Source organism: Bacillus sp. FSL R5-0416 (assembly GCF_037975425.1).
GTDB lineage: Bacteria > Bacillota > Bacilli > Bacillales > Bacillaceae > Bacillus > Bacillus subtilis.
Window position 1 is genome coordinate 3,644,846 of record NZ_CP150252.1, and the last position, 24,224, is coordinate 3,669,069.

Genomic DNA, 24,224 nt, shown 5'->3' on the forward strand with positions numbered 1-24,224 from the left:
CTGCGTTTTCAGTTAGTTTAGGGAATCAGCTGTTTTTGGTATTATAGGCATAGTATGTGTCTTTTTTACTATTTTCTTTCTCGATTTTCAGAGCATCCTCGTGGTTCAAATGATCCATTTGATCCTTAATATCGGACTGGCAAGCCTTGCAGAACTTGCCTTCTCTAATCGATGTCCCGCACCTTTCACAAGGGTATGCCAAATTAGGAAGATGAGTGATCTGAATTCGCTTCTGCCTGATGAATTTCAATATCAGCTCTTCTTCCACACCTGTTTCCTCAGTTATCCGGCTCAAAGTTGATTGCCGGTTTTCCTGTTTTCTTAAAAATTTATAGACAGTCTCAAATGATTTTTCTTCTTCCTTAATACACGCCTGACATACGGTTTGCAGCTTTGTTTTTAAAAATAAAGCATTGCATTTCGGACAATTAGCCAGTTCTCCCATCTTTTTTTCTCCTTATTAGATAATATGCCTGTGTCAATTTCTAGTGATTATATCGGCATAAAAACAGAATCATTTAGCTTCTGATCAAGGTAAAAGATGACACTGAAGCGGCTTTTCCTTTTTCTAATAAGCAGCGGGCTGCGAAGTGCAAGGTGGCGCCTGTTGTATAAAGATCGTCTATTAAAATGATATTCATACCTTCTGCTGAATTATTTTTTGTATCAAAAATGCGCTCTGACAGCAGGCGTTCTGTTTTCTTTTTCTTTGACTGTTTCTCATTATTCAGGCGAATGAGGGGATGGTGGGAAGGCCGGTCTAAACATTCTGCCAAGAGCTGTGCCTGGTTAAATCCGCGCTCTTCTTCCCGTTCCTTGCTCAGCGGAATAGGTACAAGAACAAAATGCTTATCGGGGTAAACCTTAGAAAAGGTTGAAGAAAAATCACTTTTAAATGCATTTATGATTTCTGCATCTCCTCTAAATTTAAAACGGGAGAGCGTTTCTTTCATCATATCATTATATGTGTAAACTGAACGGTTTTGACGCAATAGCAAACTGTCTCTGATCCTTGTTCTCCACACCTCGCAATCCCTGCATACGGCATGAACAGATTGAGGTCTGCCGCACAGGGGGCAGATATGTCCTGTGATTTTCTTTAATTTGCTTCTGCAAGAATAACAAACCTTTTCATCAGGCTTTAGTAAAAAAAGGGCTCTCCATGTAACATCTTGAGAAAATTGCGAATCACATAATAAACAGATCAGTTTATGAATGCCTCCTCCTGCTTCGTTTGACATAAATCGCTTGGACTCTCTGAAACTACGGCAGCAGATTCAGCCAAAATGACAAGCATTGCTGTGTTTTTTTGTTTATCTACCAGCTCAGCTTTCGTATATGCGATCTTTTTAAAATCAGTAACGTAGGATGGACTCACTTTGTTTAAAGAAAGTGCCAATACATCGTTTTGGCATACTTGGCAAGTACAGGCCATATGAAGCTGGTCCATATATCGGTCGAGCAGTTCTTTCATTACGATTTCTTTTGAATTGACAAGCATTTTTACAGCTCCTCATCATCGGTTATATGAGTATACTGTACCACGTTTTCAAATAATGGCTAGTCTGTACATTCAACTTTTGCTGCCAATTCATTCATTTCTTTTATATGCTTTCTTGCATCGAGCATACTCTTTGTTTTGCCGAAGTGAAAGAAAATGACATCGCCGTCCGCATATTCTTTATGCCGGCCGGTTCTTCCTGCAATTTGAACAAGTGCGCTTTCCGTAAAGATAGGTGATTCCGCTCCTAGTACACCCGTTTGCACCTTGGGGACTGTGACGCCTCTTTCCAGTATTGTTGTTGTGATTAATAGATCGAGCTGACCATCTCTGAATTGCTGCACTTTCTCCTTTCTATGCTTGTCTTCCGCGTGCACAGATGCGGTTCGGCAATGAACACCTCTAAAGCACGCAGCAGCCTTTTCCAGAATAGAAACGGAAGGAACGAATAAAAAAACAGGCCTCCCTTCTTTTACATGAAACTCTATCCATCTTTTCACCGCTGGCGGAATTTTATTTCGGTTTAATTTCTTCTTCCAGTTTCCACACCATACAAAGCGCGGTTCGGGTAAAGGTTTCCGGTGGTGTCTTGCGGGGATGCGAACTGAATGTAACTGTCCGTTCAGTGCTTTTCTTTTTAATTCTTTAGGAGGTGTTGCACTTAAATAAACGAGGGTGCTGTTTTTCTTTCTTGCTTTTTGAACAGCGAATTGAAGGGTTTGATCAGCGGAATATGGAAAAGCGTCAACTTCATCAATGATCATAACATCGATTGCATCTTTATATCGCAAAAGCTGATGCGTAGTGGAAATCATAAGCGGAGATAGCCGCCCTTTGTCATCGCTTCCTCCGTAAAGCGCAGAAATGTCAGCACCCTGAAAGGCAGCCTTGAGCCTTGGAGCAAGCTCTAATACAACATCGGTGCGAGGTGTTGCAATACATACACGCAGTCCTTGATTTAACGCTGATTCTATACCAGGAAACAGCATTTCTGTTTTGCCAGCGCCGCAAACCGCCCAGATGAGGAGCTCTTCTTTTTTTGATATTGCTTCAATTAAAACATTGGCGGCTTTTTGCTGTCCGCTTGAAAGCTTGCCGTCCCATGTCAGTTTAATTGACTGCCAGTTTGGTTCATTTTCCTCTTCCCATGAATATAAAGGAACCTCCTCACTCACTCTTCCCATCATGACACAGGAACGGCAATACAGCTTATTCTTTCCAGATGAGTGATAAAAAGAATAATACCGCTGATCAGTTTGGCCGCACCTATTACATCTATATCCCCGTTTATTTATGGATATAGAATTTTCAGCAGTGATATATCCATTCTTGATATGCCATTCAATCATCTCATCGGAAAATGAGAGCTCAGTCCTGAGCAAATGACGGCTTCGAAGCGTCTGCTGCAATTCTCTAGAAAAGGAACTGTTTTTTTCAACTGGCACATTCACATAGCACGCCTCCTTTCGAGACAGTATGCCTGAATGAATATTTTCTGTCCAACAATTAAAATAAGAATATAAAAAAATCTCCGCTCTAAAAACGGAGATTTGGCCTTATTTAAAACACCAGCAAATTCCTAACGCACCTTCACCCAAATGAGTGCCGATTACCGCGCCAAAATAGCTGTTATAAAATTCAACATGAGGATATTTTGCAGAAAGCTCTTCAATGATTTTCGCTGCTTCTTCCTCTCGATTAGCGTGGATAACAGCAGCTCGCATAGGCAACCCTTTACTCGCATCTTCGTCTAAAAGCTCATAAATTCGCGAAATTGCTTTTTTACGTGTGCGAATCTTCTCAAAAGGCACAATTACCTTATTGTCAAAATGAAGGATAGGCTTTACCTTTAGAAGACTACCAATGAAGGCTTGGGCGCTGCTTAATCGCCCGCCGCGCTGAAGATGAGCTAAGTCATCTACCATAAAATAAGCTCGAACTGTTTTTTTCATTTCTTCCAGTTCTTTTATAATATCTTCCGGCGATGATGCTCCGTTTTTGATTAATTCAGCAGCTTTAAGGGCATAAAAGCCTTGAGCCAAGCAGCTGATCTCTGAGTCAAATGGATACACATCAATATTGTCGACCATCGAATCAGCCGCTGCTGCACTGCTGAATGTTCCGCTGATCCCGCTGGAAAGATGGATACTGATAACCGCATCATAAGACTTGCCAAGCTCTTCATACAACGCAACCAGCTCGCCGATTGGCGGCTGAGAAGTCGTCGGGAGCTCATTATGTTTTTTCACTTCTTCGTAAAAGCTTTTCCAGTCCAACTCAATTTCTTCACGGTAAGTCTCCTCCCTAAAAACAACCTGGAGAGGGATCATATGTATCTGATGTTGTTCACGCATTTCTTTCGGAATATATGCCGTGCTGTCTGTTACGACTGCAATATTCATAGCTTCGATACCTGCCTTATTGCTTTATAACTCTATTGTAAGGGAAACGGCAGCCTAAAAAAAGACCTGCCTAGAAAAAGGCAAGTCTCCTATTATACTATCTCATTTCTACCCAACCATTTTTAATGGCGACCACAACGGCTTGCGTCCGGTCGTTTACATTCATTTTTTGTAAAATATTGCTGACATGGTTTTTAACGGTTTTCTCACTGATAAACAATGATTCACCAATTCCGCGGTTGCTTTTTCCGTCTGCAAGCATCTGCAGCACTTCACATTCCCGCCTAGTTAAAATATGTAATGGTCTGCGGATTTCAGGGTAAACCTCATGTTGAGGGTGTGCAGAAACTCCGCTTGTTGCAAGGCGGCGGAATTCGTTAACGAGGTTGTGAGTAACCTTCGGATGAAGGTAAGATCCGCCCTCAGCCACTACTTTAACCGCTTCAATTAATGTATCAGCATCCATCTCTTTCAGCAGATAACCTCTTGCACCTGTTTTCAGGGCATGTGTTACATAATTTTCGTCATCGTGAATTGATAGAATAATTACTTTAGATTCAGGATACAGCTCTACAAGCTGTTTTGTAGCTTCCACACCATTTACGTTTGGCATATTGATATCCATGATCACAACATCAGGATGATAGTGCTCAACAATACGAGCCGCTTCGTCTCCGTCATCACCTTCGGCTACCACTTCAAAGGTAGGTTCAAAATCCAATATCCGTTTAACACCTTCACGAAATAACTGATGGTCGTCGATAATAACAATGTTTACTTTAGTCACAAGCCACGCCTCCTTGTATTATTGTTCTATATACTCTAGCATTCGGTCAATATGCCTTTTGGCTCTATTTTACAAATCATAGTCAAAGAGATAACGGAACCTTAATCATAATAAATGTCCCAAGACCTATTTTCGAATCTATTGTCATCGTTCCTTCCAATAAATCTACTCTTTCTTTCATGCCCAGCAAGCCGAATGATTTGTTTTTCTTCTCTTTCGCTTCCTTCAGGTCGAACCCTTTACCGTTATCTTTTATCATTAAAATCACAAAATCCTTTGTGATCTCAACTTTGACTGTAATTTCTTCAGATTCAGAATGCTTTAGCGCATTAGACACAGCTTCCTGTGCGAGCCTGAAGAGCGCAACCTCAAACTGAGGCGCTAGCCTCTGATCCTCTGTTTCTCCAATGCACTGAAAATGTATTTTGACCTTCCCGTTATATTCCTCGGTTGTATATAGATATTTTCTTAAAGTTGGAATCAGGCCTAGGTCATCAAGGGCCATCGGTCTTAAATCATATATAATCCTTCTCACTTCGTAAAGGGCATTCCGAACATTTTGGCGTAGATTTTTAATTTCTTGGAATCCGTCCTCTGCGCCCCGGTCACGGAAAATCCGCTCGATTAATTCCGATCTCATCATAACATTCGCCAGCATTTGAGCGGGTCCGTCATGGATTTCTCTTGAGACTCTTTTTCGCTCTTCTTCCTGCGCCTCAATAATCCTTAAGCCGAAATCCTGTTTTGCCTGAGCATCAGCAAGAAGCAGTCCAACTTCGCGCAAATCCTGATTCAAGTAGTTGAGCACAACTGTAATTTGGCTTACTAATGATTCTGACCGCTCAATGATTTCCTGAAGCCCTAGCAATCTGCGCTCCAAATCGTCCCGCCGTTCGCGCAATTGCTTCTCACGCTGCTGGATCATCGTCAATTCTACCTGCAGCTTATGGGCTTTTTCATAAGCATTGCGGATTTCCTCTTCACTGAATCTATGAAAATTACGGCTGACCTCGGATAAACGGTTTCTCGCATGGCGGGTTTGCACTTCAAGTTTATCGCCAAGCTCGATCACTTCATACACCTGCTGTTTAATTTGTTTCAGTTCTTCAACCAGCTGTTCATACTGCTGGCGTGACTGCTCACCGATTTGAAAAACTTCGTCCTTGCTCCCGTCAACGGTTTTCAGCATCTTCATCAAAATAGAATCCAGCACTTTGGAATCCATCTTTGTTTTATTCATAATTTCCCTCCGTCACGGCGTTGTCATATATTTTTATTATAAATGTAATTGATCTGCAAATTATGTCGAATTATAATGAAAGAATGCGTATATTCTAGAAAAAAACATTTTTATATACTATCTACTCTTTATGATACCAAAATACGCACAAAAATTCTAAAGACTGTACGAATTTGTATAGGCAGTCTTTTATGCTTAGCAGGAGGGTCAGCTAGCATGCTGCACAGCTATTTTACTGTGAAAGAAGCAGGAGAACACGAGATTGTTATAGAAAAATCGCGTTTTATCTGTCATTTAAGCCGTGTTTCTACCGAACAAGAGGCACAGGAATTTATACAGAAAATAAAGAAACAGCACTGGAATGCGACTCATAATTGCTCGGCTTATGTTATTGGCGAGAATGATCATATCCAAAAAGCCAATGATGACGGGGAACCAAGCGGTACAGCGGGAGTGCCGATGCTCGAGGTTTTAAAAAAACGCAGGCTGAAGGATACTTGCGCCGTCGTTACACGCTACTTCGGAGGCATTAAGCTTGGTGCTGGCGGATTAATTCGCGCTTATGGGAAATCAGTGTCTGAAGGATTAAATCATATAGGTGTTGTAGAACGGAAGCTTATGCGAATCATGCATACTTCTGCAGATTACACATGGCTTGGCAAGATTGAAAATGAATTAAGGGAGTCACAATTTCTGTTAAAGGAAATCCATTATTCAGAAAATGTTGAATTCGAAACATACGTCGAAGAAAAAGAAACAAACGCTTTTTCTGAATGGATGACAGAACTGACAAATGGAAAGAGTGATATTAAAGAGGGAGAGTTGACGTATCTTGAAAAAGCCGTCAATCACATAAAGGAGACTGAATAATGGCTGAACGCGTTAGAGTGCGTGTGCGAAAAAAGAAAAAGAGCAAACGCAGGAAAATTTTAAAAAGAATTATGTTATTGTTCGCCCTTGCACTATTGGTAGTTGTAGGGCTTGGCGGGTATAAACTTTATAAAACAATTAACGCTGCGGATGAATCGTACGATGCCCTATCCCGCGGGAATAAATCAAATCTTCGCAACGAAGTTGTAGACATGAAGAAAAAACCGTTTTCTATTTTATTTATGGGAATAGAGGATTACGCGACTAAAGGACAAAAAGGGAGATCAGACTCTCTTATTGTTGTTACCCTGGATCCCAAAAATAAAACCATGAAAATGCTGAGCATTCCGCGTGACACACGTGTGCAATTAGCTGGTGACACAACGGGAAGCAAGACGAAGATCAATGCCGCTTACAGCAAAGGCGGTAAAGATGAGACAGTTGAAACTGTTGAAAACTTCTTGCAAATCCCGATTGATAAATATGTCACAGTTGATTTTGACGGATTTAAAGATGTGATTAATGAAGTCGGCGGTATTGATGTAGACGTGCCTTTCGATTTCGATGAAAAAAGTGATGTAGACGAAAGCAAACGGATTTACTTCAAAAAAGGCGAGATGCATTTGAACGGCGAAGAAGCCTTGGCATATGCCCGGATGAGAAAACAGGATAAACGCGGAGACTTTGGCCGTAATGACAGACAAAAACAAATCTTAAACGCGCTGATTGACCGAATGTCAAGTGCAAGCAACATTGCTAAAATTGATAAAATCGCAGAAAAAGCAAGCGAAAACGTTGAAACCAATATTCGCATTACTGAAGGTTTAGCGCTTCAGCAGATTTACAGCGGCTTTACCAGCAAAAAAATCGACACATTGAGCATTACAGGTTCTGATTTATATTTAGGGCCTAACAACACATATTACTTTGAACCTGATGCTACAAATCTCGAGAAAGTCAGAAAAACGCTTCAAGAGCATTTAGATTATACTCCTGATACAAGCACTGGCATTTCCGGTACCGGAAATGCAACAGACGGGACTGACAGCTCAAGCAGTTCTGGCAGCACTGGCACAACAACTGACGGGACGACGAGCGGAAACAGCTATTCGAATGACAGCAACACAAGCTCAAACAACAGTACAACGAATTCAACAACTGATTCATCCTATTAAAAAATGCCCGGTCCTTTTAGAGGATCGGGCATTTTTGCGCAGAAAAAAACTCCGGCACATAAGCCGGAATTTTTAATTCCTTTTCACCAGCCGTTTATAAAACTTTGTAAACGGCTTAAATTTTTCATTCACGAGTCCTGTCACTTCTGCTATGATTTGCATAAAAATAATTAAAATGAAGATAATAAACAAAGAAAGCCAAATTGTGGCACTTTTAAGTACAATCGCACTGATACTGAAAATAAATCCAATTAAATAAATAACTAAGACCGACATCCGATGTGAAAGGCCAAAGGCCATCAGTCTATGGTGAATATGCGACTTATCAGGCGCTGAAATCGGCTGTTTGTTTAATATTCTTCTGATGATAGCAAATGTTGTATCAAAAATCGGTACGCCTAATATAATAATCGGGATAACGATACTGAACAATGTGACACTTTTATACAGGCCTAATAATGAAAGAATCGAAATACTATACCCTAAAAACAGTGATCCCGTATCTCCCATAAAGATTTTTGCCGGATGGAAGTTGTAAAACAAAAACCCCAGCGTGCTGGCAATAACGACTAATGAGAGTGACAGAATGAGCACTTTTCCGCCGGATAGCGCCATGACAGCGATCGTTGACAAGCCGATAACAGAAAGACCGGCAGCAAGGCCATCCAATCCATCAATCAGGTTAATTGCGTTCGTGATGCCGACAATCCATAATACCGTCAGCGGATAAGCCATCCAGCCTAACTCAAACCGTTCTGTTAAAAAAGGTACTGAGAAAAAGTCCATTTTTAAGCCAGTGCTTACAATCATAATGGCTACACCTAATTGAATCAAAAACTTAACTTTTGCACTTAATTGATATTTATCGTCAAGAATACCTAACACAATAATGATGAATGCTCCGACTGTAATTGCCGTCATCCTTGTTTCTGTGTAAATACCGGATGCAAGCACGCCTGCAACCACCCCGATAAATATGGCCAGCCCGCCCATGCGGGGCATGATTTTGTCATGTACTTTTCGATTGCTGGGCTGGTCAACTGCACCTATTTTAATCGCAATCCTTTTTACGATTGGGGTCATGATTAAAACTGTCAGCAGCGAGACAATAAACGCAACAACAATGCGGATCATGCGTTCGTCAAGCATAAAGAAGTCTCCTTTGGAATTAAATGAAGTCTTTATTTATATAGAGAACCGTTCCTTCCATTATACCTTCTCCTTAGTTATTATAACAAGCTTCATCAAAAAGAAACACGTATAATCAAAAAACGCGCATCCCAATTTATAGGACTACGCATGTTTTTGAATCCCTGTATATTTCATAATTTGTCTAAATAAGCAATTCCAATCTTGTGTGCGAGCGATGTTTCGGCGCATTTCTTTATAGGTTTCGTCTCCGTTTTGTTCGAGAACTTTTTCACAAGCTGCTATAAAATCAATTGGATGATCACCTTCTACATATTCGTATACATACGGCTTTTGCATTTTTGAGGTTGACGGAAGATTAGAGCCGACGACAGGTTTTCCTGCCGCTAAAAATTCAAATAGTTTCAGCGGAAACACAGCTTGATTATACGATGATTTTTTATAAGGCATGATGCCAATGTCGATAAGCTCCATAAAATGCGGAACTTCTTTCGGATCTGCCGGGCCGGTCCATATGACATTTGGAAGCCTCAGCAGCTCTTGAAACGAAACGTCACCATTGGTGGCATCCGGGCCAACCCATAAAAATGTCCAATCAGGCTTTTGCAGGGCGGCTTCTTCAATCATTTTAAAATCGAGCTTCGGTTTAATTCCGCCGATAAAACCTAACACTGTTCCTTCTCTCCCCTGCAGTATACTGCGATCGGGAGCTTGTTTGTTTGCAGAAAACAGCTCATACTCCACACCGTTTTCCACAGTATGAACCTTTTCTCGTCCTGCAGTCAGTTTTTTGTCTACTTCCTTGTGAAGATAATCTGATGAACAGGTTATTGAATCTGCTCGTTGTATAATTCTCAGCTCTGCCGATTTAATGACTTTTCGCCGGAATTCAGACAGCAGATTTGATCGGCCGCTGATCGGCGCCGCCCATAAGTCACTGCAGTCATAAATGACCTGATCCCAAGGATACAGCGAAGACAGCAGCGGGAATCCCGGAAACGTGTACCATAAACAGCAGCGTTCACCGTTTGCAGAAGCAGATGTAAGCTCATCGAGTAATGGGGAGAGCTTATGTCTGTAAAAGACATCTGTATATCGTCCGAAACGAAACATTTTTTTCTGCAGCAGGTCTTTGACAGCGAATTGCCTGATGCCAGAATGGACTTCCTGAAACTCTTTCCCTTGGGCACGCGGAGCCGGACATACCCAAATAACTTCCTTCGTTTCCTCCTGAGCAGCTAAAAATTCTGCCAGCCGGTGCCTTCTGTATCTCAATTGGTCTTTTCCCCATTCAGCAGTGGCAACGATGACATGAATGATTGCTTCTTTTGTTTCCACCTTCATCACCTTTTCTCTCTGTTTGCGGCTATAATCTTTTTTTCACCGCGTTTTTTGCATATTGAACAAAACACCATGTTGCTTTCATAAAATGAAGCCGTTCGATCTCCCTGTAGACAAACCACGTTTTTCTCGCAGCCTTCCATTTGTTGCTGGAAATTGAGTTATTGACAAGCCGATATTCAGCCAGGCATTCATTCATTCCATAGGCAGTAAATCCTTTTTTTAAAAGAGACAGCCATGTGGCTAAGTCCTGTCTCGTTCTGATATTCGGCATTTGGATCTGTCCCGTTTGCTCCCTGTCAATCATCACCGTCAAGCAGCCGATAATTGTATTTTTCAGGGCGTCATCGTACGTCAGGCTTTCCGGCGCATGAATAAATTTATCGAGCGGGGTCCCGTCCTGCGCCATTAAGCTGTAGCCCGTGAAAGAAAACGCACAGGAGCGCTCCATCATAAACTCAAGCTGCTTTTCCAGTTTGTCTTTTTTCCATTTGTCATCACTGTCCAAAAATGCTACGTAGCGCCCTTGAGCGCGTTCCAACGCTTTGTTGCGAGCAACCGCAGCTCCGGAGTTCTCTTCCAAATACACCACATGAATTCTTTCGTCTATTTTTTCATACTGCTGTAAAATGTCGCGGGTCCCATCCGTTGAGCAATCATCCACGATAATCATTTCCCAATGAGGATGGCTCTGATCTAATACCGAATGAACCGTGTCTTCAATATAGTCACGCGCATTATAGGAAGGTGTAATGACAGATACGAGAGGTTTCCAATTGGTCATGATCACATCTCCATCGTATGATTTTAAAAGGATTCTCTGAAAAATTCAGGAATGACAACGAACATAAAGGCAATCGTAAGGCCAATCATAACGCCGAGAACTGCTTTCTTTTTCGGAGACATTCCCCCGCCTGCTGTCTCACTTACGGTTTCGGAATCAGTAATACTGGCCGCTTTCAGGTTAAGCTGTGTGTTTTTGAGCTCATATAAAAATCTCTCTTTATCCACTTTGGAATCCTCGCTCACCGACTCGCCTTCAAGCGCGTCTATGCTGCTGCGGATAACGGCTTCTCTTTCTGCATACAGCTTTTGATCATTTTTGAGGAAGGTGGAGGATATGGCGTTTAAGACAGATTCCGTTCTATCCTTATCCTCGTCGCTATAGCTTAAAGTCAGTAACGATTTGGATTCCGTTTTGATGGTAAGCTTCTCTTTGATCTCTGCTACATCTTCATCCTTTTCATCAGGAAGCGCCTCCTTCAAAAAAGAGTCGCTCTTAAGCAGAAGCGGAATCTCTTCTGTGCTGTTATAAACCGGATGATCATAGCTCCCCACAGCCAAAGTATCTTCAGCTGTATAGCTCTTTTGATCAGCGATCTGTGACGGCAGGATATACCCCGCCGCACCTAATATAATTGGCACCGCTATGATCCAAATGATATTTTTTTTTATGCGACGGGCTATTCTTATCAATATATCGTTCATATAAGTCTCCCTGCTTTTTGTAGTCTGTTTATCTGTACATCGGCTCAGGCATTTGTCTGGATCGCCTTAACACATTCACGGCGGCGATGACGAGCGCCATAAACACCCAATGGAAAAATAAATTTGAAACAGAGCTTGGGCTGATACTTGATACCAGGAAACTGACCATAGCGGTAATAAGTCCTTCTGTGATCAGTTTTGACTGATTTTCTAATTTTCTTTCATAAAACTTGTAAAGCACCCATATGAGGTAGGCATAAACGGACAGATATCCCAGCATGATGAACAAGCCAAAATTAGCAAGAATTTCAACAAGCCAGTTATGCACCTCTGCCACATTGTCAGTATCATATACAGCATAATGCTCAAGATAATAGGATACATTTCCTGCCCCGACTCCGAATCCGTATGAATCAAGGAAAAAATGCCAAGCGTTTTTCAGCAGATTTGCCCGAGCCACATTTGATGGAAGCCTGTCATGAAATGAATGCAGCGTCTGCGGAGCCAGAAACAGCTCCCAAAACTTTGAATAGATTTTGCTGGCGAAAAAAACTGCGAAAAGAGCAATTCCCGCCGCCGACAGCCATATAGCCATTTTCTTTAAAACAGGCGGCAATACAATGAAGATGTAGACAGCAATACCTGCAAAAATACCCAGAAGGCTGGCTCTTGAACCAGTGGCAAAAATTAAATACAACGCACAGAGCGAGAGCACAAGGCCAATTGCCTTGATGTATCCATTCTTAATGTTTTTCATCATCGTGATGTAAAAAAAGAAGCTGATGGATAAAAAGGTCGCAAAGTCATTTTGATTAAAAAAGACCGATGTCGGATAATGCTGCTTATACTCCGGTCCGCTGTACAATGTGGAACTCGCAAGATGATGGTGGGTGATATGATTGTAAAAGCCAATGATCATCAGAAATACCGTCATCACCAGCCAAATGGCATAAACAATCATCAGCCGCTCCATTTTTTGCACGTACATGACAATAAGATAAATGAAGAAAATTCCCATTGCCAATAAGGCTAAATACTTGAGGCCAACTGTTACCGACTTGGCCCACAGCAGAGAAACAAGGCCATATATAAACCAAAAGGCGAAAAAGAGTAAAATCCCTTTTACTTGCAGCCCATGCCATCTTTCAATATGGGTTCGATTCCGAACCATGCCGAAAATATGAAGGCAACCCGCTGCGATGAGCAGAAGCCGGTAAAGGAACAAACTGAAAAATCCAAGATGAATAGCGAAAAATGCATTATTTAAAAAAGTGCAGGCGATCAAAATATAGATTACAGCCATAAAGAGCCGTTCTTTTGTTGTAAATGCGGTTGCAAGCGTCAGTAAAAACAGGCCAATTGCCAACACCGCAAGCACAGCAGCCATCTGCATGAAACCTATATCTTTATGGATGGCTCCCAGCAATAGGACGACTCCAAATATAGCAGCGGCCAGTAACGCTAGCGTATGGACCGCTGATCGTTTGATACTCACATGTTTAACCCCTTTCCTGATGTTTCAGGAGCCGGCGGCCGAGCCTAGCAGCCGGCAGCTTCAACCAAGTAACACTTTTTCTTTTTATAAATTGACGCTTCCCAAGTCTTTAGCCAATTCTTCAAGCGGCAAGCCCGGAAAATACTTGTCAGAAGGTTCCGTTCCCCGAACAACGGGACGGCCGATAGAGTGATAAATGTATCCGGCTGCCTGCATCTCTTCAAGTGAAAATAAATTTCTGCCGTCGATGATGACTGGCTGTTTTAAGAGGGTTTTCACTTTTACAAGCTCCATTTCTTTCACTTCCGGCCAATCCGTTAAAATCAGGCATGCATCAGTGTCTTCCATCGCAGCATACACATCTGTGTAATACTCGACCTGTTCGCCAAGGATCGCTGAAGCTTCAGGAATAGCAATCGGATCGTATGCTTTTACATGGGCGCCCAGCTGCTGCAGCATTGGGATAATATCAAGCGCTGGAGCGGATCTCACATCGTTCGTATTCGGTTTGAAGGCTAATCCCAGGACTGAAATGGTTCTCCCTTTGACGCTTCCCATAACAGTCAAAAGTTTATCTACAATATGAACACGCTGCTTTTCGTTCGTTTCAATGACAGCTTCGATGAGCTTGAATGGATAGCCTGCCGATTTTGCGATTTGAAGCAACGCGGTTGTATCCTTTGGAAAACATGAACCGCCGAATCCAATACCCGCTTTAAGGAACTTTCTGCCGATACGGCTGTCAAGACCAACACCATCAGCAACTTTTGAAACGTCTGCGCCGACTCGCTCACAAATGTTTGCGATATCGTTGATAAAGGAAATCTTTGTCGCCAGAAATGCATTCGCGGCGTATTTAATCATTTCTGCACTTTCTAGGTTTGTTTTAATGACAGGAGCATGGAATGGCTGATGAAGTTCCTCAATGATGGCAGCGGCTTTATGACTTGTTGAACCAATCACGGCACGCTCCATATTCATCGTGTCATGAATCGCTGACCCTTCCCGAAGGAATTCAGGGTTAGATACAACATCAAATGAGTATCTCCCCTTTGAGGCTTTTTGAACGATAGATTGCACCAGTTTCCCTGTTCCAACCGGGACTGTGCTTTTATTTACGATCACTTTGTAGCCGTTAAGATGCTCACCGATTGTTTTCGCCGCCGCTTTGACGTACGTTAAATCAGCTTCACCTGTTTTGGACATAGGCGTTCCGACTGCAATATAAATAATATCTGAGGCCCGAATGGCAGACGGGATATCGTTCGTAAAGGTCAAGCGCTGATCCAGCACATTTTTTTCAACTAAGTCTGCAAGCCCTGGTTCATAGATTGGGATTACCCCATTTTTCAGACTTCTGATTTTTGATTCATCGATATCACAGCAAACAACTTTATTGCCGATCTCCGCAAAGCAAGTGCCTGATACGAGTCCTACATAACCTGTTCCAATGACAGCTATTTTTTTCACAGCGCTCATCCCTCTCCTGTAAAATGATCTTCCTATTTATATTGGTCGCAGTTTCTTACGATTAAACGGACGTTTTCGTGACCGTCTGATACTGATGATGCAAAGCCTTGGCGTTTTTCCCTGCGTCAAATTGAGCTTGCACGGTTTCATACAAGTCATCTGCTACTTCCGGCTTCCATATTTGCTCATGTTCGTACCGAGTGATCGCTTCTGCCAAGGCTTGAGCGGATTTCGGTTTAATCAGCAGATGTTGGTGCTTTCCGAATAAAGACGACACTCCGCCAACATCCGTACAAATAACAGGAACCCTTAGCGCCAGCGCCTCAATCACAACAGTCGGCATCCCCTCACTGTAAGAAGGAAGTACAAATAGATCTGCCGCAAGTAAATAGTCTCTTACCTGATGATTCGGCACTTGGCCTGTGACGATATGCCCCTTCTGCGTCAGCGTCGATTTTGCGGGACCATCCCCGACAAAGACTGCCTTAGGAGAGTCCTGCAGCGATTCGATCGCTTCAGACAGTTCAAAAATGCCTTTCTCTCTGACCAGCCGGCCGACATAGACAGCCAGACGCTGATCGAGCGGGAGTCCGAGTCTTTTTCTGATTTCCTCTTTCGTCTCCTCATTCTCCTGAAAGCGGCTGAGCTGTATGCCGATTGGCAAAACCGAGCTGTCAAAGCCCGAAAGCTTTTTGGCTTCTTCCTGAAGCTTGTGGCTGACTGCTAAAACAACTGACGCAGAACCTACGGCACGCTTGAAGGCTTTAAACGCTCCTTTGCTGTAATGCGGATAGACATTCACATCACTGCCATGCAAGGTCAGGACATAAGGAATTTGCGCTGACTTTGACACGACTGCCGCAGCCCCGCCCGATGGCATGGCAAAATGCGCATGGATCAGATCCGGATATAGGTCGCGCTGTTTCATGGTTTTTAAAACGGCTGATGCGATTCTCCGATGAGGCTGCGCCCACTTCAGCTGGCCGGGAACTGCCCGATAGAAAGGCCGGTAAACCGGTATTCCCTTTCTAATCTCATACTCCGGTCTGGCATCCTTTTTTCGATATGTCTTTTTCAGCATGCGGACAGGTGCTGAATGAAAAGGCCGTGGGCATATCACAGTGATATCAAGCCCGAGTTTTTGCAGCTCTTGCACCTGTGTCTCATGAAACACACCCTCTCCGGGTTTCATACTGCTCGGATATACGCTTGTGATCCACAAAATCTTCATGACAAACGTCCTTTTCTTAGTAGTTTGCTTTTTGTTTGAGGGTACGCTTTTACCAAAAGAAAGAGATAGCACAGCGCCCCGGCCGCAACTGAAATGGCCAGCCGCATTTCTGCCTGCATACTGAAGTGTTCGGTACTGAGGCTTACACCAAACGCGATGATGCCCATCGCCGCAGTAATCAGAAATGGCTTCATAATCGACTGGAAATAAGCCGAAAGGTTAAGCTTGATGACATATGCCAAAAGCCAGCGCCCGATCAGGAAATTAACAACGCTGATAATGGCATACACCCATGCGACTGTCAGCAGGCTTCCCGTCTGTACAGCTGCAAACAGTGATAATCCGTACAGCAGCAGCACGCCGGAATCCCAATAAAACGCTAAGTCAGCTCTTCCTTTAGCCAGCAACACAGATCCATTTGGATTCATGAGCACTCTTAGTATTCCGACAATCGCCAGAACATTTAGGATCGGAACAGCAGCAAGCCATTTTTCTCCGAAAACCGCTGTGATAAAGGCGTCTGACACAGACACGAGCCCGATTAACAGCGGAAACGAAACAAGCGCCAGCATTTTTGTCATATTCAGAAAGCCTTCTCTGATCACGCTGTTTTCATATTTGTTTTTTGCGAAAACAGGGAATGCCACCCGTGTGACAATCGGATTGATCTTCAAAACCGGAATGGTGACAATCTGATAAGCGAGGTTATAAATCCCCAATGCTTCAGCACCAATAAACCGGCCGATCAAAATCATGTCGATATTTGCTCCCAGTCTGTTCACAAGACGGGATGAAAGCTGAAAGGCTCCAAAAGTAAAGAAATCCTTCAGGCCTCTCAAATCAAAAACAAAAGCAGGATGCCACTTTTTTCGGTATACAGCCCAATATAAAATCCCTTTACTGGACTGCAGCAGGACTTGAGAAATCACGTACGCCAAAATCGCATCCATCATAAAAACTGCTATCGCTAAATATCCGAATGACAATACATTTGAAAAAATCTCTATTTTGCTTAACGTATTAAAATGCAGCTGCTTTTGCAGCATATACTGATATTGCTGTCCAATTGGCGCGATCAAAAACATAATCGCCAGAATCCGAACCAGAAACACCAGCTCTTCTCTTTGATAAAATCCCGCAATGACAGGACTGCTCACATATAAAAGAACAAACAGCAAAACGCCCGTCATAATGTTAAGCCAATACAATGTTGACAGCTGGCGCTCCGTCGCGTCGTCTCTCTGAATTAATGCTGCGCCAAAACCCATATCGAGCACAATCTGGGCGAAAACTGTAACCGTTGTGATCATGCCGACAAGCCCAAATTCTGTTAAGGTCATCATATTTCCAAGCAGGGCAAACTGAACAATTTGTATGATTGTAATACACATGGTTGAAATACTTGTCCACTTTGCACCGCTCATGATTTGTTTTGTAATACTTGGCATCATATTCCCTACTTCTTTTTAAGCTCAGATTGATGGTGAATAATGGAATCCCGTTTTATCTTGCACCATCACCCGTCCAAACTACTTTACAAGTTTTTAACATAATTTTTAATTCTAAAGTGAAAGTCAGATTGCGAATGTAATATAAATCAAATATCAGCTTTTCCTTCGGCGTCATATCGTAACCGCCGTTCACCTGAGCCCAGCCGCTCAATCCCGGTTTAACAGCCAGACGCTGTGTAAAGCCTGGAATCTCATTCTGGAATTTTTCCGTAAATACGGGCCGTTCCGGACGAGGGCCAATCATACTCATATCGCCTTTCAGCACATTAAACAGCTGAGGAAGCTCGTCAATTCTCGTTCTTCTGATAAAAGCTCCGATCCTTGTCACCCGCGGATCTTGCTTCTGTGCCCAAACCGCCCCAGACTTCTCGGCATCTATTTTCATGGAACGAAGCTTATAAAGCTTAAATGGTTTCCCGCCTTTCCCTACGCGTTCCTGCGTATAAATGGCAGGCCCCGGCGTCTCCAAACAAATCAATATTGAAAATACCGCAATCATTGGCAGCGCAATCGCCAACCCAATGAGCGCAAACCAAATATCCATTACGCGCTTTATTGCCAAATAACGAGCCGTCTTTTCAGATAATGTAAAAGAATGTATTTGCTGAACTGAGAATTCACGACTCACATTCATGCTTTTCTCTGCACTCACTGACACACACCTCACGATTTGTTTGGGATGTTATGATGACCTATGCCAGTCAGTTTAGCAGACGGATGTTAATTGGATGTAAATGGTATGTTAAGAAGTGTGAATTACGTGTTTTTTCTGATAAATGTTGTTAATACTCTTTTACTATTTTATATACAAGTCCTATTTGTTTTAATCATTTCATATAAAAAAGAGACAAATCTGTGATTAGATTTGTCTCTTTCGATTATCTGTAATAAGATACTGTGCCGTCATGAATAGCTTGTGCAGCTTTATCTTTATAAACCGCTTGCTTCAATTTACTTGCATCTGATGCATTAGTGATAAAGGCAGTTTCAACTAAAACACTCGGCATTTTAGAATATTTAATAACGTAGAAAGCAGCTGTTTTTACTCCCCGGTCTCTCGTTCCAAGATTAGCCGCTAACTTTGGTTGAATTTGTTCAGCCAGTCTCTTGCTATTTGCGGCTTGATATGTTGTATCGTAGTACGTCTCACTCCCATTTGGGGATGAGCTATCATTAGCATTTGCATGTATACTGATAAATAAATCTGCTTGTGCAGAAGCTGCTTTATTTACTCTCTCCTGTAAAGAATAAAAAGTATCATTAGATCTTGACAGTACTGGAAGAGCACCTGAAGCATTTAGCTTTGTATTGACTCTTTTCGCTATATCAAGGTTGACTTCTTTCTCAAGGAGTCCATTGCCGATTGCTCCTGAATCTTGATCACCGTGACCCGGATCAATAAAGATTGTTTCACCTACAACTGGATTCTTTAGCTGATTAGCAACCTTGGTGCTTACGGCAGGAGTGTTTCCGATAATCATAAAGTTTGACATGTTTTTACTTCCAATAATTTTACGGGCTCCTGTAGATAAATTTTCACCATTTGTAAGGATAAGAGATTGCTTCTTCTTAGCTGCCAGTGTAGCTCCTGCAATAGAGTCAGGGTAGCTGAATCCATTGCTTACATATACGGTGCTTGTTGATAAATTAAGTTTTTGTACGATATTTGCAGCAAGCTCATATCTGTTTGAACCGCTAATTCTTGTAGGAGAAGGTAACTTGCTGTATACCGTATTGCTGATACTTCCAGTGCCTCCTACAACAACGGTACTCGAAATTCCCTTATCTTTTATCACAGACGTAGTCGCACTATTTATAGATGTTTTATTTGTGAAAAGAATTGGATACCCGTTTTTCGCTGCATAAGGAATGACGGCCGGAGCGTCTGCATATAAGAAGCCATTCAAAACAACAGCTTTTGAAGTCGCACCCATCGCTTTTGCCACCCGTGCAGCCGTATCATAACGGTTGCTTCCTGCAATTCGTTTAATACTTATCCCCAAGCTTTTAATCTGGTTAGCAGTGTTAGATGAAACAGCAGGTGTTCCGCCTACAATAATTACATTTTTAGTCTGCATCTCTTTCAATCTTGTTTTCGTTTCATATGAAAGCTTATCAGAATTAGTGTAAAGCAATGGCGCATTCTTCTGGTAAGCAAGGGGTGCTGCTGAAATAGCATCTGCATAGGAACTCCCACCAACAATTACAGCTGTACTTGCTGTTGAATACATTTGCTTTGATATTTGTACAGCAGTGCCGTATCTATTGCTTCCCCCGACTCTTTTCACTGAATTATCGGCCAAAGCTGTTGGCACAAAAAGTATGAGCCCCAGAAAACACATTGTTAGGACTTTTATATAAGAACGCAATTGATTTCCTCCTTAAATGGCGTTATATCCTAAAATAATCAATAACTTGTCAGAGTTGTACCTGGATAGTAAAATTTCAAAATTGAACTATATGAATCTCCAGCTTCTGCTCTTGCTTTTGCTCCATATTGACTCATTCCGATCCCGTGACCATATCCTTTACCGCTGATTGTGTACTTTGAAGTATCTTTTTTTACAGTCACATAAGTACTTTTAAATACAGTCGCTCCAATCATTGTCCTTAACTCACTTGTTGGTACACTAATGGTTGTAATTTTGCTCAAGTTATAGGAGCCAGTACTGCTTTTAACAAAATACTTCACTTTCATCGATGCTGTTTTTGCACGCTGCCCTTGTGTCGTTCCACTAAAGCTTAAATCGTCAATACTTGCAATTTTGACAGAATCAGCGCTTGTTTCTTTATTTTTCAAGATCCAGTTCTTAACTCCGGAAAGTCTTGCAGAATCAGTTTCAGTCGCTGAAGACCACCAAGAAGAAGGCTTCGTTAAGTCCAAAGATTTCGTATCTAGCTGTTGTTTTGGCAGTGTAAGCGTTTCAGGTTCCTCACTATATCTTAGTTAGCACGCTCAATATCTTTTAATAGAAGCTGGCCCTCATTATTTTTTTCGTATGTAATCTTGACTTTATCTCCATTGTTAAATTTATCAAGATCACTCATCGATTCTTCAGTGATATCAAGACTAACCGCCTCTTTATCTACAGTTACTTCTATTGTATGAGTATCTGCTAACCCTACATAAGTACCTTCTTTTGTTTCAATGTTACTATCTGTGGATGCATCTTCACCTTGACTCTTTTGACTATTAACTCCGCAACCTGAAAGAAGCAATATAAAGAACAATAAAGCAATCAATTTTTTCATTTTTTTCACCTCATTATTTTTATCGTCAATCTAGTCAATCTATTTATTTTATTTTAAAGAAAAATTAAGAAATAGTGAAACTTTTTTTTCTAAAAAACGACTATTATAGGATTTCATTCTTATATTAAATAGAGTTGTATTTATTGGAAGATTAACTCATAATGAAAGTAATTTAACAGACGAGGTGCAAAGGATGAGAAATGAACGCAGAAAAAAGAAAAAAACTTTATTACTGACAATTTTAACGATTATCGGACTTCTTGTACTCGGAACAGGCGGCTATGCATACTACTTATGGCATAAAGCAGCATCAACCGTGGCAAGTATTCATGAAAGCATTGATAAATCGAAAAAGAGGGATAAAGAGGTCAGTATCAATAAAAAAGATCCCTTTTCCGTCTTAATCATGGGTGTGGATGAACGGGACGGCGATAAGGGCCGTGCCGATACGCTCATTTATATGACCGTTAACCCAAAAACGAATACAACCGACATGGTCAGCATTCCGCGTGACACGTATACAAAAATTATCGGAAAAGGCACAATGGATAAAATCAACCATTCATACGCTTTCGGCGGCACGCAGATGACGGTAGACACTGTTGAGAACTTCCTCGATGTTCCGGTTGATTATTTTGTGAAAGTGAACATGGAAAGCTTTAGAGACGTTGTTGATACACTTGGCGGCATTACAGTTAACAGCACATTCGCGTTCAGTTATGACGGTTATTCGTTCGGCAAAGGAGAAATCACACTGAACGGAAAAGAAGCGCTCGCTTATACCCGGATGAGAAAAGAAGATCCGAGAGGCGACTTCGGACGCCAGGACCGCCAGCGCCAAGTCATCCAAGGTATTATTAATAAAGGCGCTAATATTTCTTCCATCACGAAATTCGGAGATATGTTTAAAGTTGTTGAAGATAATGTGAAAACGAACTTGACCTTCGATAACATGTGGGATATCCAGTCCGATTACAAAGGTGCGCGGAAACATATTAAACAGCACGAACTAAAAGGTACAGGCACGAAAATCAATGGAATTTACTACTACCAAGCTGATGAAAGCGCCCTTTCAGATATTACAAAAGAGCTGAAGGAAAGCCTCGAAAAGTAAAACAAAAAAGAAGCTTCGCACAATGTGCAAAGCTTCTTTTTTATTTGCCTGTAAATGAATCCGGTTGTTCTTTCCGATACCCATAATGAAACAGCAATTCTTCCACAATCCGGCGGGAAGCCTCTCCATCTCCATACGGATTAGAAGCCTGGGACATTTTCTTGTACTCATCATGATCAGTTAACAGCTGTTTTGCCAGCTGATAAATGTTTTCCTCATCCGTCCCTGCAAGTTTCAGCGTTCCCGCTTCCACTCCTTCAGGCCGTTCCGTCGTATCACGCAGAACAAGCACCGGTTTCCCGAGAGATGGGGCTTCCTCCTGCACGCCGCCCGAATCTGTCAATATAAAATGCGATTTCGCTGCAAAGTTATGGAAATCAATCACCTCTAAAGGTTCAATCAGATGCACTCTGTCAGAATCACCAAAATGCTTCTGAGCCGCTTCCCGGACAACAGGATTCAGGTGCACAGGGTAAACGACTTGTACATCTTCAAATTCCCCTACAATTCTGCGGATGGCCTTGAACATGTTTTCCATTGGCTCACCCAAATTTTCCCGGCGGTGAGCGGTCAAGAGAATCATTTTATCCTCACCCACCTGATCGAGAACAGGATGTGAGTAAGCATCCCTAACCGTTGTGTTGAGTGCGTCAATCGCTGTATTGCCCGTTACAAAAATAGAGTCGGCCTTTTTGTTTTCTTTTAATAAATTGTCTTTCGCCTGGCCTGTCGGAGCAAAATGCAAATCAGCAATCGCCCCTGTCATCTGTCGATTGAGCTCTTCCGGAAACGGGGAATACTTATTCCCTGTACGAAGCCCCGCCTCCACATGACCGACAGCAATTTGATGGTAAAAAGCGGCTAGGCTTCCGGCAAACGTCGTCGTTGTATCACCATGGACAAGCACAATATCGGGTTTAATATCTTTAAACAACTCATCCAATTTTACAAGTGCGTTAGACGTAATCTCTGCCAGTGTCTGCCGCTCCTTCATAATGTTCAAATCGAAGTCAGGCTTGATGTGAAACGCATCTAACACCTGATCGAGCATCTGTCTGTGCTGTGCAGTTACCGTTACATAGGAATCTATTTCAGGATATTTTTTCAATTCAAGCACAAGCGGTGCCATCTTGATCGCTTCAGGCCTGGTCCCGAAGATAGTCATTACTTTTAATTTTTTCATATGTCACCTAATTTCTTTGTTCAATGGGCTGATAGATAGAACTTTTGACTGGTCTGATGTATCAATAGGTCTACTATCCTCTAATGGCTTCCTAGACCTATCAATACAATCTACCCAGAACAAGTTTTTTTCATTATCTCTGTATTCTCGTATAAGTTCAATATTAAAATCAATTTTTTAGTATATAACGAACAAAACACATGTGAAAAATTTCTTTTTTTGATGAAATATTATTTCCTATCTTTCAACTAAGCGTTCTTTACTGTATTCAGTATCCGTCAACTGTTTTGGCATCCCCCCATATTTAACTGCTTTCTCAAGAATGAAATTAATATATATCCTTTTGCTGAATATTGTAAGGTTCTACTAACAAACCTAATTCATGCTCTTTTGTATTTCACGTAACTAATAATTGGATTTATGAAAGAAAATGATTCACAAATGATAAGGCTGAAGCCTTATTATTTTGAATAAAGTGCCAAGCGCCGCCTGATAATATGATGCTTATTTTCCCAAATATCCCTTCAAAAATTATCAAGCTGAGCTCATTGATTAAATACTGATAATGCTCGTAGCCTTCACCATTTGTATATGTTAAGAACAACTACAGAACAATTTTACAATCTCCAGTGTTTTTATTTCCTTATCTATTTCTCTTTCCTTTTGATATCTGGCTACCATTAAAACTCATTTTTCTTTTTATAAGTCTTTAACTTCTCAAGTCTTTTCGATGTATGAGGAATAATATAAATATTGTTTTCAGATCCGCTGTGTTCTGGTTTTGCGAACTCTTCTCTTTTGTACCTTTGCCTGTGCTGTCATTAAAATAACCTGATACAACCAATTCACCGAAGATGAAAATCGTTGGTATTTTACATACTTCCCATAATAACGGTATACTGGTTTTTCTGGAACTTTGATATAGGTCAAACCCGCTTCCTCAATTGGATGTTCAATCCATGAATAATCAGGTTGTGGCACATTCAAAAAGTCATACATATTATGCCTAGCGATT

The 24,224-nt window shown here is 41.7% G+C and carries 22 protein-coding genes and 1 pseudogene; 3 read left to right on the forward strand and 20 right to left on the reverse strand.

The window, feature by feature from the left end; all coding sequences use genetic code 11:
• Nucleotides 1-25: 25 nt before the first annotated feature.
• The 7 genes from NYE20_RS19310 to degS all read right to left on the reverse strand — a co-directional run bounded on the left by NYE20_RS19310 (nt 26) and on the right by degS (nt 5,930).
• Nucleotides 26-445 carry a TIGR03826 family flagellar region protein gene (locus NYE20_RS19310; RefSeq protein ID WP_003227995.1) on the reverse strand — a complete coding sequence of 140 codons (420 nt, stop codon included), beginning with the start codon at nt 443-445 and terminating at the stop codon, nt 26-28.
• Nucleotides 446-518: 73 nt separating this feature from the next.
• Nucleotides 519-1,241, reverse strand: a complete 723-nt coding sequence (gene comFC / locus NYE20_RS19315) for a comF operon protein ComFC (RefSeq protein ID WP_014481051.1) — start codon at nt 1,239-1,241, stop codon at nt 519-521.
• Nucleotides 1,205-1,501 (reverse strand): late competence protein ComFB, encoded by a 297-nt coding sequence (comFB, locus tag NYE20_RS19320; protein ID WP_003227989.1) that lies wholly within the window; start codon nt 1,499-1,501, stop codon nt 1,205-1,207. Before comFB ends, comFC begins: the two co-directional genes overlap by 37 nt.
• 59 nt (nt 1,502-1,560) lie before the next feature.
• Nucleotides 1,561-2,952 carry an ATP-dependent helicase ComFA gene (comFA, locus tag NYE20_RS19325; RefSeq protein WP_014481052.1) on the reverse strand — a complete coding sequence of 464 codons (1,392 nt, stop codon included), beginning with the start codon at nt 2,950-2,952 and terminating at the stop codon, nt 1,561-1,563.
• A 105-nt stretch (nt 2,953-3,057) separates the two neighbouring features.
• Entirely contained in the window at nt 3,058-3,903 is an 846-nt protein-coding gene (locus tag NYE20_RS19330; RefSeq protein ID WP_003244125.1) for a DegV family protein, read from the reverse strand.
• Nucleotides 3,904-4,000: 97 nt separating this feature from the next.
• The gene (gene degU, locus NYE20_RS19335; protein ID WP_003219701.1) at nt 4,001-4,690 is read right to left on the reverse strand and encodes a two-component system response regulator DegU; all 690 of its coding nucleotides are present in this window, start codon (nt 4,688-4,690) and stop codon (nt 4,001-4,003) included.
• 82 nt (nt 4,691-4,772) lie between these two features.
• Nucleotides 4,773-5,930 carry a two-component sensor histidine kinase DegS gene (gene degS / locus NYE20_RS19340; RefSeq protein ID WP_003227983.1) on the reverse strand — a complete coding sequence of 386 codons (1,158 nt, stop codon included), beginning with the start codon at nt 5,928-5,930 and terminating at the stop codon, nt 4,773-4,775.
• Nucleotides 5,931-6,146: 216 nt separating this feature from the next.
• Between degS and NYE20_RS19345 the strand changes: the two genes are divergently transcribed.
• Together NYE20_RS19345 and tagV are read left to right on the forward strand one after the other, a co-directional pair.
• On the forward strand, nt 6,147-6,800 hold the full coding sequence (locus tag NYE20_RS19345) for a YigZ family protein (protein WP_003227979.1): 654 nt from the start codon (nt 6,147-6,149) through the stop codon (nt 6,798-6,800).
• The gene (gene tagV / locus NYE20_RS19350; protein ID WP_072173456.1) at nt 6,800-7,975 is read left to right on the forward strand and encodes a polyisoprenyl-teichoic acid--peptidoglycan teichoic acid transferase TagV; all 1,176 of its coding nucleotides are present in this window, start codon (nt 6,800-6,802) and stop codon (nt 7,973-7,975) included. Before NYE20_RS19345 ends, tagV begins: the two co-directional genes overlap by 1 nt.
• Nucleotides 7,976-8,047: 72 nt before the next feature.
• Here tagV and NYE20_RS19355 read toward each other — a convergent pair whose 3' ends face one another.
• From NYE20_RS19355 to NYE20_RS19410, 12 genes and pseudogenes are all read right to left on the reverse strand, one after another.
• Nucleotides 8,048-9,124 carry an MraY family glycosyltransferase gene (locus NYE20_RS19355; protein ID WP_032726968.1) on the reverse strand — a complete coding sequence of 359 codons (1,077 nt, stop codon included), beginning with the start codon at nt 9,122-9,124 and terminating at the stop codon, nt 8,048-8,050.
• Nucleotides 9,125-9,268: 144 nt separating this feature from the next.
• Nucleotides 9,269-10,462 (reverse strand): glycosyltransferase family 1 protein, encoded by a 1,194-nt coding sequence (locus NYE20_RS19360; RefSeq protein WP_161621775.1) that lies wholly within the window; start codon nt 10,460-10,462, stop codon nt 9,269-9,271.
• Nucleotides 10,463-10,490: 28 nt separating this feature from the next.
• A complete protein-coding gene (locus NYE20_RS19365) occupies nt 10,491-11,249 on the reverse strand; it encodes a glycosyltransferase family 2 protein (RefSeq protein WP_038829893.1) in 759 nt (252 codons plus the stop codon).
• 23 nt (nt 11,250-11,272) lie between these two features.
• The gene (locus NYE20_RS19370) at nt 11,273-11,953 is read right to left on the reverse strand and encodes a Wzz/FepE/Etk N-terminal domain-containing protein (RefSeq protein ID WP_024573113.1); all 681 of its coding nucleotides are present in this window, start codon (nt 11,951-11,953) and stop codon (nt 11,273-11,275) included.
• A 28-nt stretch (nt 11,954-11,981) separates the two neighbouring features.
• The gene (gene tuaE / locus NYE20_RS19375; RefSeq protein ID WP_151870022.1) at nt 11,982-13,448 is read right to left on the reverse strand and encodes a teichuronic acid biosynthesis protein TuaE; all 1,467 of its coding nucleotides are present in this window, start codon (nt 13,446-13,448) and stop codon (nt 11,982-11,984) included.
• A gap of 84 nt (nt 13,449-13,532) precedes the next feature.
• Nucleotides 13,533-14,918: a UDP-glucose 6-dehydrogenase TuaD gene (tuaD, locus tag NYE20_RS19380; protein ID WP_151870021.1), complete on the reverse strand. Its 1,386-nt coding sequence runs from the start codon at nt 14,916-14,918 to the stop codon at nt 13,533-13,535.
• 61 nt (nt 14,919-14,979) lie between these two features.
• Complete coding sequence (locus tag NYE20_RS19385; RefSeq protein WP_070547874.1) at nt 14,980-16,149, reverse strand: glycosyltransferase family 4 protein; 1,170 nt, start codon at nt 16,147-16,149, stop codon at nt 14,980-14,982.
• Entirely contained in the window at nt 16,146-17,597 is a 1,452-nt protein-coding gene (locus NYE20_RS19390) for an MOP flippase family protein (RefSeq protein ID WP_072173526.1), read from the reverse strand. The genes NYE20_RS19385 and NYE20_RS19390 overlap by 4 nt, the downstream gene beginning before the upstream one ends.
• Before the next feature lie 55 nt (nt 17,598-17,652).
• Nucleotides 17,653-18,312, reverse strand: a complete 660-nt coding sequence (locus tag NYE20_RS19395) for a sugar transferase (RefSeq protein WP_003242561.1) — start codon at nt 18,310-18,312, stop codon at nt 17,653-17,655.
• 226 nt (nt 18,313-18,538) lie between these two features.
• Nucleotides 18,539-20,029, reverse strand: a complete 1,491-nt coding sequence (lytC, locus tag NYE20_RS19400; protein ID WP_161621180.1) for an N-acetylmuramoyl-L-alanine amidase LytC — start codon at nt 20,027-20,029, stop codon at nt 18,539-18,541.
• Between the two features lie 38 nt (nt 20,030-20,067).
• Nucleotides 20,068-20,598: pseudogene (locus NYE20_RS19405) on the reverse strand (SpoIID/LytB domain-containing protein); the annotation flags it as partial.
• 5 nt (nt 20,599-20,603) lie between these two features.
• Complete coding sequence (locus NYE20_RS19410) at nt 20,604-20,912, reverse strand: hypothetical protein (RefSeq protein ID WP_072173452.1); 309 nt, start codon at nt 20,910-20,912, stop codon at nt 20,604-20,606.
• 193 nt (nt 20,913-21,105) lie between these two features.
• Here NYE20_RS19410 and lytR point away from each other — a divergent pair, with 193 nt between their 5' ends.
• Nucleotides 21,106-22,026, forward strand: coding sequence for a transcription antiterminator LytR (gene lytR / locus NYE20_RS19415; protein ID WP_014478144.1), 921 nt, complete (start codon nt 21,106-21,108; stop codon nt 22,024-22,026).
• A 40-nt stretch (nt 22,027-22,066) separates the two neighbouring features.
• On the opposite strand, the gene wecB is transcribed toward lytR, so the two are convergent.
• A complete protein-coding gene (gene wecB / locus NYE20_RS19420) occupies nt 22,067-23,209 on the reverse strand; it encodes a UDP-N-acetylglucosamine 2-epimerase (non-hydrolyzing) (protein ID WP_273797247.1) in 1,143 nt (380 codons plus the stop codon).
• Between the last annotated feature and the right edge of the window lie 1,015 nt (nt 23,210-24,224).

Coding starts and splice junctions, on each gene's coding strand:
- NYE20_RS19385 (WP_070547874.1), bottom strand. CDS start 16,149: ATGAAGATTTTGTGGATCACAAGCGTATATCCGAGCAGTATGAAACCC.
- tagV (WP_072173456.1), top strand. CDS start 6,800: ATGGCTGAACGCGTTAGAGTGCGTGTGCGAAAAAAGAAAAAGAGCAAA.
- degS (WP_003227983.1), bottom strand. CDS start 5,930: ATGAATAAAACAAAGATGGATTCCAAAGTGCTGGATTCTATTTTGATG.
- NYE20_RS19330 (WP_003244125.1), bottom strand. CDS start 3,903: ATGAATATTGCAGTCGTAACAGACAGCACGGCATATATTCCGAAAGAA.
- NYE20_RS19355 (WP_032726968.1), bottom strand. CDS start 9,124: ATGCTTGACGAACGCATGATCCGCATTGTTGTTGCGTTTATTGTCTCG.
- NYE20_RS19345 (WP_003227979.1), top strand. CDS start 6,147: ATGCTGCACAGCTATTTTACTGTGAAAGAAGCAGGAGAACACGAGATT.
- comFB (WP_003227989.1), bottom strand. CDS start 1,501: ATGCTTGTCAATTCAAAAGAAATCGTAATGAAAGAACTGCTCGACCGA.
- NYE20_RS19410 (WP_072173452.1), bottom strand. CDS start 20,912: ATGAAAAAATTGATTGCTTTATTGTTCTTTATATTGCTTCTTTCAGGT.
- comFC (WP_014481051.1), bottom strand. CDS start 1,241: ATGTCAAACGAAGCAGGAGGAGGCATTCATAAACTGATCTGTTTATTA.
- NYE20_RS19310 (WP_003227995.1), bottom strand. CDS start 445: ATGGGAGAACTGGCTAATTGTCCGAAATGCAATGCTTTATTTTTAAAA.
- NYE20_RS19365 (WP_038829893.1), bottom strand. CDS start 11,249: ATGACCAATTGGAAACCTCTCGTATCTGTCATTACACCTTCCTATAAT.
- wecB (WP_273797247.1), bottom strand. CDS start 23,209: ATGAAAAAATTAAAAGTAATGACTATCTTCGGGACCAGGCCTGAAGCG.
- NYE20_RS19370 (WP_024573113.1), bottom strand. CDS start 11,953: ATGAACGATATATTGATAAGAATAGCCCGTCGCATAAAAAAAAATATC.
- lytR (WP_014478144.1), top strand. CDS start 21,106: ATGAGAAATGAACGCAGAAAAAAGAAAAAAACTTTATTACTGACAATT.
- NYE20_RS19390 (WP_072173526.1), bottom strand. CDS start 17,597: ATGCCAAGTATTACAAAACAAATCATGAGCGGTGCAAAGTGGACAAGT.